This window comes from Kitasatospora sp. NPDC054768, from assembly GCF_053612025.1.
In genome coordinates this window covers 63,010-78,706 of the sequence record NZ_JBSHBN010000020.1, presented here as the reverse complement: position 1 = coordinate 78,706, position 15,697 = coordinate 63,010, and the positions used below count along the sequence as shown (strand labels likewise).

The 15,697-nt window shown below is 73.5% G+C and carries 13 protein-coding genes; 7 read left to right on the top strand and 6 right to left on the bottom strand.

Going from position 1 to position 15,697, the window contains the following annotated elements:
* Positions 1-144: 144 nt before the first annotated feature.
* Positions 145-882 (bottom strand): 3-oxoacid CoA-transferase subunit B, encoded by a 738-nt coding sequence (locus ACWGKU_RS09020; protein ID WP_452178071.1) that lies wholly within the window; start codon positions 880-882, stop codon positions 145-147.
* Positions 883-886: 4 nt separating this feature from the next.
* Complete coding sequence (locus ACWGKU_RS09015; RefSeq protein WP_359901863.1) at positions 887-1,648, bottom strand: CoA transferase subunit A; 762 nt, start codon at positions 1,646-1,648, stop codon at positions 887-889.
* A 479-nt stretch (positions 1,649-2,127) separates the two neighbouring features.
* Between ACWGKU_RS09015 and ACWGKU_RS09010 the strand changes: the two genes are divergently transcribed.
* The 6 genes from ACWGKU_RS09010 (at position 2,128) to ACWGKU_RS08985 (ending at position 8,194) form a co-directional block, all read left to right on the top strand.
* On the top strand, positions 2,128-3,399 hold the full coding sequence (locus ACWGKU_RS09010) for a substrate-binding domain-containing protein (protein WP_401054435.1): 1,272 nt from the start codon (positions 2,128-2,130) through the stop codon (positions 3,397-3,399).
* An 89-nt stretch (positions 3,400-3,488) separates the two neighbouring features.
* Positions 3,489-4,229, top strand: coding sequence for an ABC transporter ATP-binding protein (locus ACWGKU_RS09005; protein ID WP_401054433.1), 741 nt, complete (start codon positions 3,489-3,491; stop codon positions 4,227-4,229).
* A 95-nt stretch (positions 4,230-4,324) separates the two neighbouring features.
* A complete protein-coding gene (locus tag ACWGKU_RS09000) occupies positions 4,325-5,089 on the top strand; it encodes an ABC transporter ATP-binding protein (protein ID WP_452178091.1) in 765 nt (254 codons plus the stop codon).
* Complete coding sequence (locus ACWGKU_RS08995) at positions 5,089-5,955, top strand: branched-chain amino acid ABC transporter permease (RefSeq protein WP_452178072.1); 867 nt, start codon at positions 5,089-5,091, stop codon at positions 5,953-5,955. Before ACWGKU_RS09000 ends, ACWGKU_RS08995 begins: the two co-directional genes overlap by 1 nt.
* 209 nt (positions 5,956-6,164) lie before the next feature.
* Positions 6,165-7,292, top strand: coding sequence for a branched-chain amino acid ABC transporter permease (locus ACWGKU_RS08990; protein ID WP_452178092.1), 1,128 nt, complete (start codon positions 6,165-6,167; stop codon positions 7,290-7,292).
* The gene (locus tag ACWGKU_RS08985) at positions 7,289-8,194 is read left to right on the top strand and encodes an alpha/beta fold hydrolase (protein WP_452178073.1); all 906 of its coding nucleotides are present in this window, start codon (positions 7,289-7,291) and stop codon (positions 8,192-8,194) included. The genes ACWGKU_RS08990 and ACWGKU_RS08985 overlap by 4 nt, the downstream gene beginning before the upstream one ends.
* A 113-nt stretch (positions 8,195-8,307) precedes the next feature.
* Here the strand turns inward: ACWGKU_RS08985 and ACWGKU_RS08980 are convergent, their stop codons facing one another.
* The gene (locus tag ACWGKU_RS08980) at positions 8,308-9,582 is read right to left on the bottom strand and encodes a hypothetical protein (RefSeq protein WP_452178074.1); all 1,275 of its coding nucleotides are present in this window, start codon (positions 9,580-9,582) and stop codon (positions 8,308-8,310) included.
* Between the two features lie 496 nt (positions 9,583-10,078).
* Positions 10,079-10,666, bottom strand: coding sequence for a DedA family protein (locus tag ACWGKU_RS08975; protein WP_359901955.1), 588 nt, complete (start codon positions 10,664-10,666; stop codon positions 10,079-10,081).
* Between the two features lie 629 nt (positions 10,667-11,295).
* Between ACWGKU_RS08975 and ACWGKU_RS08970 the strand changes: the two genes are divergently transcribed.
* A complete protein-coding gene (locus ACWGKU_RS08970) occupies positions 11,296-12,423 on the top strand; it encodes an LLM class flavin-dependent oxidoreductase (RefSeq protein ID WP_401043982.1) in 1,128 nt (375 codons plus the stop codon).
* 125 nt (positions 12,424-12,548) lie between these two features.
* Here ACWGKU_RS08970 and ACWGKU_RS08965 read toward each other — a convergent pair whose 3' ends face one another.
* Complete coding sequence (locus ACWGKU_RS08965; RefSeq protein ID WP_401043979.1) at positions 12,549-14,618, bottom strand: putative bifunctional diguanylate cyclase/phosphodiesterase; 2,070 nt, start codon at positions 14,616-14,618, stop codon at positions 12,549-12,551.
* A 509-nt stretch (positions 14,619-15,127) separates the two neighbouring features.
* On the bottom strand, positions 15,128-15,553 hold the full coding sequence (locus tag ACWGKU_RS08960; protein WP_387691777.1) for an OsmC family protein: 426 nt from the start codon (positions 15,551-15,553) through the stop codon (positions 15,128-15,130).
* Between the last annotated feature and the right edge of the window lie 144 nt (positions 15,554-15,697).

Genomic DNA, 15,697 nt, shown 5'->3' with positions numbered 1-15,697 from the left:
CCCCTTTACACGCAGAAGACGGAATACGCGATGCTCTGGTGTCTGGTGGGCTCGGATTTGTTTATAAGAGACCGGGTGTGGGGGCAGCGCACCGGCCGGACCGCCCCACAGGCGATCCGGCCGTTGCGCTCGGGGTCGGGCCGGTCAGCGCGGAGGCAGCAGGGCGGCGCCGGTCGCGGCCCGGACCTCCGCGAAGTCCACGCCCGGCGCCGTCTCCACTACCCGCAGCCCCTCCGGGGTCACGTCGATCACCGCGAGGTCGGTGACGATCCGGTTCACGACTCCGCGACCGGTCGCCGGAAGTGACAGCTCGTCGACGATCTTCGGGGAGCCGTCCCGGGCGGTGTGCTCCATCACCACGATCAGTCGGCGGGCCCCGTGCACCAGGTCCATCGCGCCGCCCATGCCCTTGACCATCTTGCCGGGGATCATCCAGTTGGCGAGGTCCCCGGTGGCCGACACCTGCATCGCGCCGAGTACCGAGACGTCGATCCGCCCGGCCCGGATCATGCCGAAGGAGAAGGCGGAGTCGAAGTACGAGGCGCCGGGGGCGACCGTCACCGTCTCCTTCCCGGCGTTGATCAGGTCGGCGTGCTCGGAGCCCTCCTCCGGGTACGGGCCGACGCCGAGGATGCCGTTCTCCGAGTGCAGCACCACCTCGACGTCCGGCGGGAGGTGGTTGGGGATCAGGGTGGGCAGGCCGATGCCCAGGTTCACGTACTGGCCGTCGCGCAACTCGCGGGCGGCGCGGGCGGCCAGGGCGTTGCGCGGGTCGAGGTCGAGGGCGGGGTCGGGGGCGGGTGCGGGTGTGGGTGCGGGCGAGGACGCGGAGGTGCGGGCGGAGGTGGGTGCCGGGGTGGGGGCGGTGGTCTCGGTGGGCATCGGGTCAGGCCTCCTGGAGTGCGGGGCGGACGGTGCGGCGCTCGATGCGGCGGTCCTCGGGGTCGGCGGCCACCACCCGGTCGACGTACACCCCGGGCAGGTGCACCGCGTCCGGGGGGAGCTCGCCGGGCTCGACGATCCGGTCCGCCTCGACCAGGGTGATCCGGCCCGCCGCCGCGCAGAGCGGGTTGAAGTTCCGGGCGGCGGCGTGGAACACGCAGTTGCCGTGCCGGTCCGCCACCTCGGCCCGGACCAGTGCGAAGTCCGCCGTGATCGCCTCCTCCAGCAGGTACCGGCGGCCGCCGAACTCCCGGACCTCCTTCGGCGGGGAGGCCAGGGCCACCGAGCCGTCGGCCGCGTAGCGCCAGGGCAGCCCGCCCTCCTCGACCTGGGTGCCGACCCCGGCCGGGGTGAAGAACGCGGGGATGCCGGCGCCACCCGCCCGCAGCCGCTCGGCCAGCGTGCCCTGAGGGGTCAGCTCCACCTCCAGCTCGCCGGAGAGGTACTGCCGGGCGAACTCCTTGTTCTCCCCGACGTACGAGGAGGTCATCCGGGCGATCCGGCCGGCCCGCAGCAGCAGGCCCAGCCCCCAGTCGTCCACCCCGCAGTTGTTCGACACCACCCGCAGTCCGGTGGTGCCGGAGTCGGCCAGGGCGCCGATCAGCGTGCTCGGGATGCCGCAGAGGCCGAAGCCGCCGACGGCCAGCACCGCGCCGTCGGGGATGTCCCCGACCGCGTCGGCGGGGGAGTCCAGGACCTTGTCCAAGGGATCACCTCATGAGGGAGTGGGAGGAGGGGAGTGGGAGGAGAGGGGAGGGGCGGAACGGCGGAACGGCGGGGCAGGGGAGGGGGCAGCGGGGCAGGAGGCGACGGGGAGCGGGGGAGGGACGGCCGGCGGGCCCGGGAACCGCGCGGAGCCCGTGGCCGTACCAGGCCGGGCTGGGGTCCTGCCTGGGCCGGACCGGGCGGGCACGCCGCTGGGGTGGCTGCCGCCGGACGGGCTCCGCGCCCCTCCACCGTCACCGGGCGGGGGCCGCCGCAACCATGGCGGCCACCCCCATGGGTGGGTGAGGAGTCGTGTCGAAAGGCCACACCCGGGAGCCCGGAGGGCGACGGAGGCCCGGCGGTATGTCGGCCGGAGCCACATCCGGACGGGCTGATGCGTCAACTGGGCACATGTCGCCACTCCCACCGCACACCTACGGTTCCCGCATTCACCCCGCCGCACCTCAGGAGTCGGTCACCATGCGCAGCTCGACAGCCCCCTCCCGGACCGCCGCCGGCGCCCGTCCGGGCGACTCCCTGACCGGCGGCCCGGCGCGGAAGCTCGCCGCCCTCGCGGCCTGCGTCCTGCTCGCCTCGGGCTGCGCCAAGGCCGGAACGGCCGGGACGAGCGCGGCGGACGGTGGCGCCAAGGGCCCGATCAAGGTCGGCCTGGTGTACTCCAGGACCGGGCCGCTGGCCGCCTACGGCAAGCAGTACCTGGAGGGCTTCAAGGCCGGCCTGAGCTACGCGACCAAGGGCACCGGCGCGGTCGACGGGCACAAGATCGAGTTCGAGGAGCAGGACGACGCCGGCGACCCGGCCAAGGCGGTGTCCGCCGCCAAGGACCTGATCGGCAAGGGCTACAAGGTGCTGGCCGGCTCCACCGCCTCCGGCGTGGCCCTCCAGGTCGGCCCCATCGCCGCGCAGAACAAGGTGCTCTTCATCAGCGGCCCGGCCGCCGCGGACAAGGCCACCGGTCTGAACAAGTACACCTTCCGTTCCGGCCGCCAGTCCTACCAGGACATCAAGACCGCGGCCTCGTTCGTCGGTGACGCCAAGGGCAAGAAGGTCACCGTGCTCGCTCAGGACAACGCCTTCGGCCAGGCCAACGTGGCCGCGGTGAAGGCGGTGCTCGGCGGTGAGGGCGCGACCGTCGACCAGGTGCTCGCCCCGCCGAGCGCCACCGACCTCACCCCCTTCGCCACCCAGGCCCGGACCGCCAAGCCCGACCTGCTGTTCGTCGCCTGGGCGGGCGACACCGCCTCGGCCCTGTGGACGGCGCTCAACCAGCAGGACGTGTTCGCCGACACCAAGGTCGTCACCGGCCTCGACCTGGCAGCCTCCTACCCGCTGTTCGGCCCGGCCGGCGAGAAGATCTCCTTCCTGAACCACTACTTCGACGGCGCCGCCGGCACCCCGGTGGAGAAGGCCATGACCGAAGCCGTCACCGCCGCCGGAGGGAAGACGGACATCTTCACCCCGGACGGCTTCACCGCCGCCCAGATGATCGTGCACGCCGTCGAGTCCAACCACGGCTCCGCCGACGACACTTCGGCCCTGGTCAAGGCCCTGGAGGGCTGGAGCTTCGACGGGGTCAAGGGGAAGACCACGGTCCGCTCCGAGGACCACGCCCTGCTCCAGCCGATGTTCCAGGTGCGGCTGACCGGCAGTGGCGCCGCCGCCAAGCCCTCGGTGGAGAAGACCCTGACCGCGGACGAGGCAGCGCCCCCGGTCACCCCGATGGCGGGCTGATCCCGATGCCCGCCCGTACCGCCTCCACTCCTTCCGCCTCCTCCGCTCAGGGCTCCTCGTCCGTGCGTTCCTCCGCGTCCTCTTCCCCGGTGCTGCGTCTGGACGGGCTCGGCTGGGCCGTCCGCGGCGTGCCGATCGTCGAGGACGTCTCCTTCTCGGTCGGTGAAGGCGAGTTCATCGCCTTCATCGGGCCCAACGGCGCCGGCAAGACCTCCCTCTTCAACCTGATCTCGGGCATCTACCCGGCGACCCACGGCAGCCTCCACCTCGACGGCGCGGACGTCACCACCGAGGCTGTGCACGCCAGGGCCCGCCGCGGGCTCGGCCGCACCTTCCAGACCTCCTCTCTCTGGCCGGGGATGACGGTCGCCGACCACGTCCGCCTGGCCGCCCAGGCGGCGGCCGGGCCGCGCGCCTCGTACCGGCTCTGGCGCCGCGCCGACCGTTACGAGCAGCAGTTGGCCGACACCCTGGAACGCACCGACCTCACCCATCGCGCCGACACCCTGGCCAGTGCGCTCTCCCACGGGGAGAAGCGCAAGCTGGAGCTGGCCGTCCTGCTGGTCTCCGAGCCCCGGCTGATCCTGCTGGACGAGCCGATGGCCGGTGTCAGCGCGGAGGAGGTGCCCGCCCTCACCGAGCTGATCCGTTCCGTTCACCGGGACCTGGGCCGGACCGTCCTGATGGTCGAGCACCACATGGACGTCCTGCTCGGCCTGGCCGACCGACTCGCGGTGATGCACCACGGCACGCTGCTCGCCCTGGACACCCCCGAGGCCGTGATGGCCGACCCGACCGTGCAACAGGCCTACCTGGGTGAGGCGTTGTGACCTCCTCTCCGTTCTCCGCTCAGCGCTCCACTTCTTCGGGACGCTCCGCCTCCTCGCCGTCCTCCGACGCCGTCCCCCTCCTCTCCGTCCGCGATCTGCGGGTGGTCATCGACGGGCTGCACATCCTGCACGGGGTCGACTTCGACGTGGCCCCCGCCGGGGTGACCGCACTCCTGGGCCGCAACGGCGCCGGCAAGACCACCACCGTCAAGGCCGTCATGGGCCTGGTGCCGCGCACCGGAAGCATCCGGCTCTCCGAATCCGAGCTCTCCTCCCTTCCCACGCATCTGGTCGTTCGTCACGGCATCGGCTACGCGCCCGAGGACCGGGGGATCTTCGCCGGCCTGACGGTCGCCGAGAACCTCCGCCTCGCCGAGCGCGCCGCCGGGAGCGGGGGCGCGGCCGGTGAACCGGACTACGCACTCGTCCACGAGCTCTTTCCCGAACTCAAGCAGCGAGCCGGGCAGTTGGCCGGGACGCTCTCCGGCGGCCAGCAGCAGATGGTGGCGATCGGCCGGACGCTGCTCAACCGCAACCGGCTGATCATCGCCGACGAGCCCACCAAGGGCCTGGCCCCGAAGATCGTCGCCGAGGTGGCCGAGGTGCTGGCGCGCGCGGCCGAGGCCGTGCCCGTCCTGCTGGTCGAGCAGAACCTCGCCCTCGTCCGCCGACTGGCCGGCACCTGTGCCGTCCTGGCCGACGGCCGCACCGCCCACCGCGGCGACACCGCCGAGCTGTTGGCCGATGAGGAAGCCGCCCGCCGCCTGCTCGGCGTCGGCTCCCGCCACCCGCTCGCCGGCGGGCCCCGGCCCGCCGCCTCCCCGGCCGCCCCCGTCCTCACCGCCGAGGTGAAGCCCTGATGGACACCGTCGTCCTCCTTTCCTGTACCGGACTCGGTCTCGGTGCGCTGTACTTCCTGGTCGCCTCCGGTCTGTCGCTGATCTTCGGTCTGATAGACGTGCTCAACTTCGCGCACGGCGCCCTGCTCTCCATCGGCGCCTACGCCACCTGGTGGGCCGGCGCCGAGGCCGGCTTCTCCTTCTGGCTCGCGGTGCCGTTCGGCACCCTGGTCGGGACGGCCGCCGCCGTCCTGTTGGAGCTCTTCCTGATCCGGCCGCTCTACAGCCGCCCGCGCGACCAGATCCTCGCCACCGTCGGGGTCGGGCTCGCCGTACCCGCCCTGCTGATGGGGGTCTGGGGCGCGGACTCCCGCCCCTTCCCCCAGCCGGAACTGCTGTCCGGCACCTGGCACGTGCTCGGGGCGACCGTCCCGGTCAACCGCTTCGTGCTGGTGGCCGCCGCCGCACTGCTGCTGCTCGCTCTTCGGTTGTTCCTCGCCCGCACCCGCTACGGGCTGATCGTCCGGGCCGGCGTCGAGGACCGGGCGATGGTCACGGCGCTCGGCATCGACGTCCGGAGGGCGTTCACCCTCGTCTTCGCCCTCGGCGGGGCGGCCGCCGCCCTCGGCGGCGCCCTCGGCGGCCTCTACTTCGGTTCGGTCAATCCCGGCCAGGGGACCGGCCTGCTCATCTTCGCCTTCGTCGTCGTGGTCATGGGTGGCATGGGCTCCGTGACCGGAGCCGCCGTCGCCTCGGTGGGCGTCGGCCTCGTCCAGCAGTTCGCCAACTACTACACCGGCGCCGGTCTCGGCGACCTCTCGGTCGTCGTCCTGCTCGCCGTCCTGCTTCTCGTCCGACCCCGTGGACTCACCGGGAGGCTCGCGTGAGCGCCGAAACACCGATCACGAGCACCGGTGGCCCCGCGGCGGGCCGCAGCGCCGCCGCTCCGGCAGGGGGGACTGACACCGGCCCTGCCGTGACCGCCGTGCCGGAAGAGGGGACTGACACCAGCTCCGCCGACACCGCCACTGTGGCAAGGGGGACTGACACCGGCCTTGCCGAGACCCATTGTGAACACAGGAGCGGGCCCGGCGCCATCCCTCGAACAGGTGATTCAGTCACTAACCGCTGGACAGGCGTGCACAGAGCGCTACGCTGGTGGCCGATCGCCCTGCTGATCACGTTCCTTGTCGCCCCATACAGTGCGCTTCCCGTCCCGGGACTGCTCGACGGCCCGCTCGGCAGCCCCGGCAGCCTCCAACTGCTCGCCCTGTGCCTGCTCTACGGGGCCCTCGCCACCGGTTACGACCTCCTGCTCGGTCGGACCGGACTGCTCTCCTTCGGCCACGCGCTCTACTTCGCGACCGGCCTGTACGCCACCGATCTCGGCATGCTGGAGCTGCGACTGCCGTTCGCCGCCGCCGCGGTGTTCGGCGTCGCCTGCTCCGTGCTGCTGGCCCTGCTGCTCGGCTCGGTCAGCCTGCGCGTCACGGGCATCGGGTTCTCCATGGTCACCCTCGCCTTCGCCCAGGCCGGCTCGATCCTCGTCCAGCGCAACCCCGGCGGCGTCACCGGCGGCGAGGAGGGCCGCTCCGCCCCGGCCGACCTGCTGCCCGCCGGCCTGCTCGGGATCGAGAACACCGCCAACCTGTACTGGATCGCCGTCGGCTACCTGGTGCTGACCGTCGCCGGGGTCCACTGGGCCGTCAAGTCGCCGATGGGCCGGGTCTGGGAGGGCATCAAGGAGAATGAGCGCCGGGTCGAGGTGCTCGGACTGCGGCCCTACGGCTACAAGCTGGTCGCCTTCGTGCTGGCCGGCGGGCTCGCCGGGCTGGGCGGGGTGGTCTACCTGCTGCTGACCGGTGGCGCCACCCCGCAGGCCGCCACCTCGGACGCCACGCTCGCGCTCCTGGTGATGGTCGTCCTCGGCGGCTCCGGCACCCGCTGGGGACCGCTGCTCGGCGGTGTCCTGTACACCTGGGCGAGCCACCGGCTCGGCGACCTCGCCAACTCCTCGACCGTCGCCGACCTGCCGGCGGTGCTGCGGGTGCCGCTCTCCCAACCCCTGTTCCTGCTGGGCGCCCTGTTCGTCGCCGTGGTCTACCTGCTGCCCGGCGGCCTGGCTAGACTGCCTGCCCGCATCCGCACCGCCCGGTCCGCCCGCTCCGCCTCGGTGCCGGCCGGTCTCGGAACCGCCCACCCCACCGGAGGTACCCCCGCGTGAGCCAGTCGCCGCTGAAGCCCGAGGAGTTGACCGTCCCCGTGCCCGGTGGGGACCTGGCCGTCCTGCGCTGGCCCGCGGACGACCCGCAGGCCCCCACGATCGTGGCGGTGCACGGCATCACCGCCAACGGCCTCGCCTGGTACGAGGTCGCCCGCCGGCTCGCCGGCCGGGTCACCCTGCTCGCGCCCGACCTGCGGGGCCGCGGCGCCAGCCGCTCGGTCGCCGGACCGTACGGGCTGGCCCGGCACGCCGACGACGTGGCCGCGCTGATCGGCGCCCTCGGCCCGGGGCCCGTCACGGTGGTCGGCCACTCGATGGGGGCCTGGGTCACCGCCCTGGCCGCCGTCCGGCACCCCGGCCTGGTCCGCCGCGTCCTGCTGGTCGACGGAGCGGTGACCTTCCCGCTGCCGCAGGGCGTCCGTGAGGAGGACGCCCTGGCCGCGGTGCTCGGCCCCGCGCTGGCCCGGCTGTCCACGACCTTCCCGGACCGGGACGCCTACCGGGAGTTCTGGCGCGGGCACCCCGCCTTCGCCGGCGAGTGGACCGAGGGGATCGACGCCTACACCCAGCGCGACCTCGTCGGCACGGAGCCCGAACTGCGCTCCTCCTGCGTGCTGGAGGCCGTCCAGATCGACGGCGCCCAGGTCCTGCTGGACGAGGAAGCGGCCGGCGCCGTGCACCGGCTGCCCTGCCCGGCCGACCTGCTCTGGGCCGAGCGCGGCCTGCTCGACGAGCCGCAGGGCCTCTACGACCGCGCGCGGCTCGAACTGGCCCGGCTGGACACGGAACGGGTGCCCGCCGCACCGGTGCCCGGCACCAACCACTACTCGATCCTCTGGGGCGGGGCCGGGGCGGACCGCATCGTCCGCATCCTGCTCGCGGACGCCCTCGCCGCCGAGTAGCCGGCCGGGCCCGGGAGCGGGCCGGAACACCAGCGGCCGGCACGCCAACGGCCGGCGAGGGCTCCGCCCCCCGCCGGCCGGTGCCGGTGGCCCGCTCCTGCGCCCTCGGCGCGTCAGCCCGCCGTGCCGAGGAAGCTCTCCCAGCCGCCCGCCGGCGCCTGGCCGACGTTGAGCGAGCGCAGCTTGCGCAGGGTGGACTGGTCCTGCACCTCCAGCCACTCGACCAACTGCTTGAAGGAGACCAGTCGGACGTCGGGCTTGCCCGCGACGGTCTTGAGGGTCTCCTCGACGGCGTCCATGTAGATACCGCCGTTCCACTGCTCGAAGTGGTTGCCGATGAAGAACGGCGCGCGGTTGCTGTTGTACGCGCGCTCGAAGCCCGCCAGGTAGGAGTTGGTGGCCTGGGTGCGCCAGTCGCCGTACTTGGCCGGGTCGCCCTTGGTGCTGCCGCTGGACTGGTTGGCCAGGATGTTGTAGTCCATCGACAGGACCTGGAAGGTGTGCCCGGGGAACGGGATGGACTGCAGCGGGAAGTCCCAGACCTTGCCGTCCTGCACCTTCTGCGGCCATATCTGCAAGCCGCCCGAGGAACTGGCGTCGTACTTCCAGCCCAGCTTGGCGATGGTCGGCAGCAGCGCCTTCTGGCCCTCCAGGCACGGGGTGCGGCCGCCGATGAGCTCCTTCTTGTAGTCGAAGGGGAGCGGGTCGACGTCGGTGAAGCCGGTGTTGGTCCGCCACTGGGTGACGAAGCCGACCGCCTGGTCGATCTCGCTCTGCCAGTCCTCGGGGGTCCACATGTTGACCCCGTTCTTGTCCGGACGGCTGGAGCAGAAGTGCCCGTTGAAGTGGGTGCCGATCTCGTGCCCGGCCAGCCAGGCCTGGCTGATGAGCTTGAGCGTGCTCTTCACCGCGCCGTCCGACAGGTACGGGATGTCGGAGGCGCCGACCGAGTGCTTCGGCGGGTGGTACAGGTCGGCCTTGCCCTTGGGGAGGGCGTAGATGCCCGAGAGGAAGAAGGTCATGGTGGCCTTGTGCTGCTCCGCCAGCTTCAGGAAGCGGGGGAACTGGCCGTCCTCGGTGCCGCCGGCGCCGTCCCAGGAGAAGACCACGAACTGCGGCGGCCGCTCGCCCGGCTTGAGCTTCTCGGGCTTGGGCTGGTTCGGCTGCGGTCCGGTGTCCGCGTTGGAACCGTCGCCGATCGGGGTGCCCTTGGGCACCGCCGCCTGGGGGTCGGGGCCGCCGCCCTGGGTGGTTCCGGTACCGCCGGGGCCGGGGGAGGTGGCGCCTTGTCCCGAGCCGGATCCGCCGCTGGAGCAGGCCGCGACCGCGCCGAGGGCCGCGGTCGCGGCGGTTGCACTGAGCACCGTCCTGCGCGAGATGCTGGTCATGGTCTCCCCTGGGTGCCGATGCCGGTGGTGAGGGCGGCCCGCAGCCGCACCGGTCAAATCGGGCAATTGATGAGTATTCCGCCGTTAGCATGTCATGTCGCCGCGACGGCTTCCAAGGTCGCCGAGCGCTGACGACTCCCAACACGCCTGGCGCATCCGGCTGGGCTGCGGGGATGCGCCGACTGTTGCCGTCCTGTGACGCTTCCCACCCCGTGCGGCCCGGTCAGTACGCTACCGCCGGCCGGTCGGCCCGCCGCCGGAGTTCGACGTCGTTCGGCCCGATTGGTCGCCCTTTTGGGAAAACTTTTGCCCCTTGCCGGGGCGGGCGGCCCGAAGCCCGCCAGGGGGAGGGCCGACCCGGGCGGGCGTGCGGAAGGAGGTGTGCCGGCCCCGGCGGGATCGCGAAAGCCGCGCGGAACCACGGGGAAGGGGTCCGCCGCAGCGGGACCGCCGCAAGGGGCGGAGAGCAGACCGGGAGCGGCCGCCGGGCGAACCGTCAGAGCGCGGCGAGCCGCCGGGTGCGGCGCACCATGCGCGCGATCGCGGTGCTGATGGCGGTGGCCGCCGCGCAGGAGACCACGAGGCTCAGCCAGGCGGTGTTGAACCAGTGGCTGTTCAGCCAGCCCAGCGTCACGATGTAGGCGGCCCAGACCAGCGCCGCCAGTGCCGACCAGTGCAGGAATCGGTGCGGATGGGCGGGGGAGTGGCCGATGGCCAGGTCGAGGACGGTCCGCCCGGCCGGGACGAACCGCGCGACCACCACCATCGCGGCGGCCGCCCCGTGGGGGCGTTCGATCAGGGCCTCCTGGACCCGGGCCACGCTGGCCGCCAGTTTGGGGCGCCGGGCGAGCCGGCGGTGCAGCACCGGGGCGCCGCGCCGGGCCAGGTTGAGCAGCAGCAGGTCGCCCAGGAAGGAGGCCACCGCCACGCCCAGCCCGAGCATCAGGGGCGCACCGTCGATCTGCGCGGTCTTGAGCACGGCCAGGATGACCAGCGTCCCGCTGGGGATGAACGGAAGGAGGGCGTCCCCGAGCACGGCGACGAGCGCCAGCGCGCAGATCCACGAGGATCCGGTCGCCGCCACGAAGTTCAAGGCCCTTTACTCCCTCCACGCCTCCCGAGGGAGCAGGTGGCTGCAGGGGTCAACGCTAGCGCCTCGACTTTTCATGCCATGAAGCACCCCGGTATGGCATGGGTCACGGTCGCTGATTCCGGCCGCGCCCCGGGGCGGGGAACCGCGCGTCCGGGCCGGTCCGGGGGCCGGGGCGCCCGGGTGGCGGACCGCCGCCGAAACCGAACGAGCCCCCGGGGCGGGGTGCCGCGCCGAGGGCTCGCAGTGATCGTCCGGTGCTGGTCCAGCCCGACGATCTTGCTGGTGGAGTGCGGATCCCGCTCCGGCGACCCGCTCCCGGCCCCAGCCTGCCGGACGCCGGCCCCCGGTCGCGAGTCCTGGCGCTGGCGACTTCCGGCGCTGGCGGGAAGTCGCCAGCCGTGTTCGCCCGCTGGCTCTGCGTCAGCCGAACGGTCGGTCGACTTCCGCGCGAAATGGCCGAAACCCGCTCGGACCGTGGCCGGACGACATTCCGGAGGCGGGAACAGCGAGGCCCCGGCCGTGGTTGACCCCCCTCGGCGACAGCGACCGGCGGGCCATCCGGGACCGCGCGGTCACCCACGACGGCCGGCCCGAGGACGGCGGCCAGAAGGGCGGACGGGATGACCACCGAGGACCACCAGGAGCACGGGACCGGGCCGGAGACCGGGCCGGAGACTGGGCCGGAGACCGGACCGGCGGCCGGCGCGGCGATCCGCGGCACCGCCCGCGGGACGGCGCCCGCGCCGCTCTCGATCCTCGACCTCGCCACCGTCGGCGTCGGCCACACGCCCGCCGAGGCCCTCGCCGCCACCACCGAACTGGCCCGCCGGGCCGAGCAGTGGGGCTACCACCGCTTCTGGGTGGCCGAGCACCACGGCATGCCCGGAGTGGCCAGCTCCACCCCGGCCGTCCTGCTCGCCCACCTCGGGGCCACCACCACGACGCTGCGGCTGGGCTCCGGCGGCGTCATGCTCCCCAACCACGCCCCGCTGGCCGTCGCCGAGCAGTTCGGCCTGCTGGAGGCCCTGCACCCGGGGCGGATCGACCTCGGACTCGGCCGCGCCCCCGGCACCGACCCGGCCACCGCCCGGGCGCTGCGCCGCGGCCTCGCCGAAGGCGCGGACGACTTCCCGCAGCAGCTCGCCGAGCTGACCCACTTCCTCGACGGCGACTTCCCGGACGGCCACCCGTACGCCCGGCTGACCGCCGTCCCCCGGGGCGAGGGCCGACCGCCGGTCTGGCTGCTCGGCTCCTCCGGCTTCAGCGCCCAGCTGGCGGGCCGCCTCGGCCTCCCGTTCGCCTTCGCCCACCACTTCAGCAGCGCCAACACCATCCCGGCGCTGGACCTCTACCGTTCGTCCTTCCGCCCCTCCGCCGTGCTCGCCGAGCCGTACGCGCTGATCGGCGTGAGCGCGGTCGCCGCCGACGACGAGCCCTCGGCCCGGCGACTCGCCCGCTCTGCGGCCCTCGGCATGCTCCGCCTGCGGCGCGGCAACCCCGGCCCGATCCCCACCCCGGAGGAGGCCGAGGACTACCCGTACAGCCCGGTCGAGGCCGACTTCATCGACAGCTGGCTCGACAACGTCGTGCTCGGCGACCCGGGCCGGGTCGCCGACGGGCTGGAGACACTGCGCAAGCGGACCGGGGTGGACGAGCTGATGGTCACCTCGCACATCCACGGCCACGAGGCCCGGCTCCGCTCGTACGGCCTGATCGCCGAGGCCTACGGCCTGACGGCGGCGGCGTGACCTCGACGGCCTGACGGCACCTGGACCGTCGGCGCCCGGCGTGACCGGGCAGCGTGACCGGGCACCCGGACCGACGGCCCGCCGTCCGCCCCGCAGCGCCCGCCGGTCGCCCGCCCGTCCTGCGGCTACCGGCCGTTCAGGGCGGGGCGGCCCTCGCGGAGTATGGCCGCGACCAGCTCGGCCTCGCCGGGGCGGGCGAAGTACCAGCCCTGGGCGGTGTCGCAGCCGGTCAGCCGCAGGCGCTCGGCCTGGGCGGCGCTCTCGATGCCCTCGGCGGTGACGGTCAGGCCGAGGGTGTGGGCGAGCTGCACCATCGCGCCGACGATCTGCTCGTCCGCGTCGCTGCGCCGGGAGCGGAGCTCCGGGCGGCCCGGACGGTCCGTCGGGGCGGGCTCGCGGAAGCCCTCGATGAAGGTGCCGTCGAGCTTGAGCACGTGCACCGGCAGCCTGGAGAGGTAGGCCAGGTTGGAGTAGCCGGTGCCGAAGTCGTCGATCGCGATCCGCACACCCATGTCCGCGAGCGCCTGGAGGGCCTGGAGCGGGCGGCCGCCGGGGCCGAGCAGGGCGCTCTCGGTGATCTCCAGCTGGAGGAGCCGGGCCGGCAGGCCGGTGCGTTCGAGCGCCCGGGCGACGTCGGCGACGATGTCGGAGTCCCAGATCTGGCGGGCGGCCAGGTTGACGCTCACGAAGGTCTCGGTGTCGGGGAACTCGGTGAGCCACTGCCGGGCCTGCCGGCAGGACTCCTCCAGCACCCAGGTCCCGAGCGGCACGATCGCGCCGGTCTCCTCGGCGAGCGGGATGAAGCGGTCCGGGGAGAGCGTCCCGTAGCGGGGGTGACGCCAGCGGACCAGCGCCTCCGCGCCGTGCACCGCACCGTCGGCCAGGCCGACCAGTGGCTGGTACTCGATGGTGAACTCACGGCGCTCCAGGGCCGGGCGCAGTGCGGTGGCGAGCAGCTGCCGGGTGAGCTGGTGGGCGCCGCGGTCCGGGTCGTAGAGGGTCCAGCGGGCGCGGCCGTCGGCCTTGGACCAGTAGAGCGTGGCGTCGGCATCCTTGACCAGGTCGGTCGGGGTGGTCTCGTGCACGGACCGCTCGACCACGCCCACGCTGGCGGTGATCACCAGCCGGTGCCCGGAGACGTCGAAGGGACGTTCCAGCACCTCCAGGATCCGGGCGGCCAGCTCGGTCAGCTGCTCGCTGCCCAGGCTGTCGGTGACCAGGACGGCGAACTCGTCGCCGCCCATCCGGGCCACCAGGTGGGTGTCCCGCCCGTCGAACCCGCGCCGCAACCGGGTGGCGACGGCGATCAGCAGCTGGTCGCCGATGTGGTGGCCGAGCGCCTCGTTGATCGCCGCGAAGCCGTCGAGGTCCAGGTAGCAGACCCCCACCCGGCGTTCGTCCGCGGCCTCGGCCGGGCCCGGCCGGTCGTCCGGCGCGAGGCAGGCGGCGTCGAGCCGCTCGAAGAAGTAGGCCCGGTTGGGCAGCCGGGTCAGCGGGTCGTGCAGGGCCTGGTACTCCAGCCGGTCGCCGAGCCGCCGCTGCTCGGTGATGTCCTCCACCAGGGCGAGGGTGTAGAGCGGATCGCCGGCGCCGTCCCGGATCAGCGAGACGGTGACCTTGCTCCAGACGGTGTGGCCCTCGCGGTGCTTGAGCTGCTTCTCCACGCGGAACCGTTCCCGCTCCCCGTGGACGAGCTCGGGGAAGAGCCGGTCCGGCATGCCCTCCGGGTCGATGATCTCGTGCAGGTGGGTGCGGGCCAGTTCGCCGACGCCCCGTCCGATCAGCGTGGCGAAGGCCGGGTTGACCTCGATGATCCGGTCCTCGGCGTCGATCAGGGCCATGCCGATGACGGCGTCGCAGAAGGCGGCCCGGAACCGGGACTCGCTGGCCCGCAGCGCCGCCAGCAGCCGGTCGGTGCCGACGCCCTCCCGGTCGGTGCCCTCGGCCGCCCGGCCGCTGCCGCCGGCGAGCCCCCGGTCCCGGTGGGCGTCGTCGGTGAGCGGGGCCGAGCAGGTGGGGCAGAGCAGCAGCTCCGGCTCCGCGAGCGTCCCGCAGGCGCCGAGGGCGGTGGTGGCTCCCGCGGCGGGGGCGGTGGCCGGTCCGTCGGGTCCGATGGTCGGTCCGCCGGGGCCGGCGGCCGGTTCCAGGACAGGCGAGGCGAGGTGGCGGTGGCGCGGTGATTCCTCGTGCCGCACGCCCGGGTGGTGTGCGTCGGCCCCCTCGTTCCGGCCCGGCACGGCATGCTCCCGTCCGCTGCTGACGCTTGACGATGGTCCGGCCGGCCGGCCGGTCGGGACCCGGCGGTCGGCTCCGCACTCTGTCGTGGTCCTCGGAGTCGGCCGCTGCGGGGGCTGCCCGTCGTGGGGCGCCGGCGCGCGGGGACCCGCCTGAAGGACAGGGCGCTGCGGCCGATCATAGGCCGCGACGACAACACGCGGTGACCGCCGCCAGGGTGATTCGCCCGCTTTGTGATCATGAATGGTGGTACGTGCGGACGCCCCCGGTGCACATCACATGATGTGCGCCAGGGGCGCGTGCGCCGAAGCCGCGCCCCTGGGCGCCGGTCGCGCGCCGGATGCGGAGCGGAGCGGGCCGGGAGCCCGGGGGCGGAAGGGGCTGTCGGGGGTGCTGGAGAAGAGGGCGGAAGAGAGAAGAGGGCGGAATGGAGAAGAGGGCGGAATGGAGAAGGGGAAGACGGGCGGGCTCAGGCCAGCGAGGCCGTGAGGGTGATGGTGGTGCCGGTCAGGGCCTGGCTGACCGGGCAGTTGGCCTTGGCGTCCTCGGCGGCCTTCACGAAGCCGGCCTCGTCCAGCCCGGGGACCTCGCCGACGACGGTCAGGTGGATGCCGGTGATGCCCGTGCCGGGCTGGAACGTCACGTCGGCCCGGGTGTCCAGCTTGGTCGGCGGGGTGCCGGCACCGGCCAGGCCGTGCGAGAGGGCCATCGAGAAGCACGCCGAGTGGGCGGCTGCGATGAGCTCCTCCGGGCTGGTCCTGCCGTTGGGTGCCTCGGCGCGGGACGGCCAGGAGACGGGGTACTCGCCGATCCCGGAGGAGGCGAAGGTCACCAACCCCTTTCCGTCGAGGAGGTTGCCCTCCCACGCGGTGGTGGCGGTGCGGGTGGTTGCCACGATCGGTTCCTCCAGTACTGAGGGAGTGTTCGAACGGTCACGTCCGGTCATGCACGCCCCAGCCTACGGGCAGAGCCCTCCCGGCCCGGTGCGTCACGCCGCGGGGGCCGGGCGGAGCACCGGGTCACCGTCCGGTCCGGTCCG

Coding starts and splice junctions, on each gene's coding strand:
- ACWGKU_RS09010 (WP_401054435.1), top strand. CDS start 2,128: ATGCGCAGCTCGACAGCCCCCTCCCGGACCGCCGCCGGCGCCCGTCCG.
- ACWGKU_RS09020 (WP_452178071.1), bottom strand. CDS start 882: ATGCCCACCGAGACCACCGCCCCCACCCCGGCACCCACCTCCGCCCGC.
- ACWGKU_RS08980 (WP_452178074.1), bottom strand. CDS start 9,582: ATGACCAGCATCTCGCGCAGGACGGTGCTCAGTGCAACCGCCGCGACC.
- ACWGKU_RS08970 (WP_401043982.1), top strand. CDS start 11,296: ATGACCACCGAGGACCACCAGGAGCACGGGACCGGGCCGGAGACCGGG.
- ACWGKU_RS08995 (WP_452178072.1), top strand. CDS start 5,089: ATGGACACCGTCGTCCTCCTTTCCTGTACCGGACTCGGTCTCGGTGCG.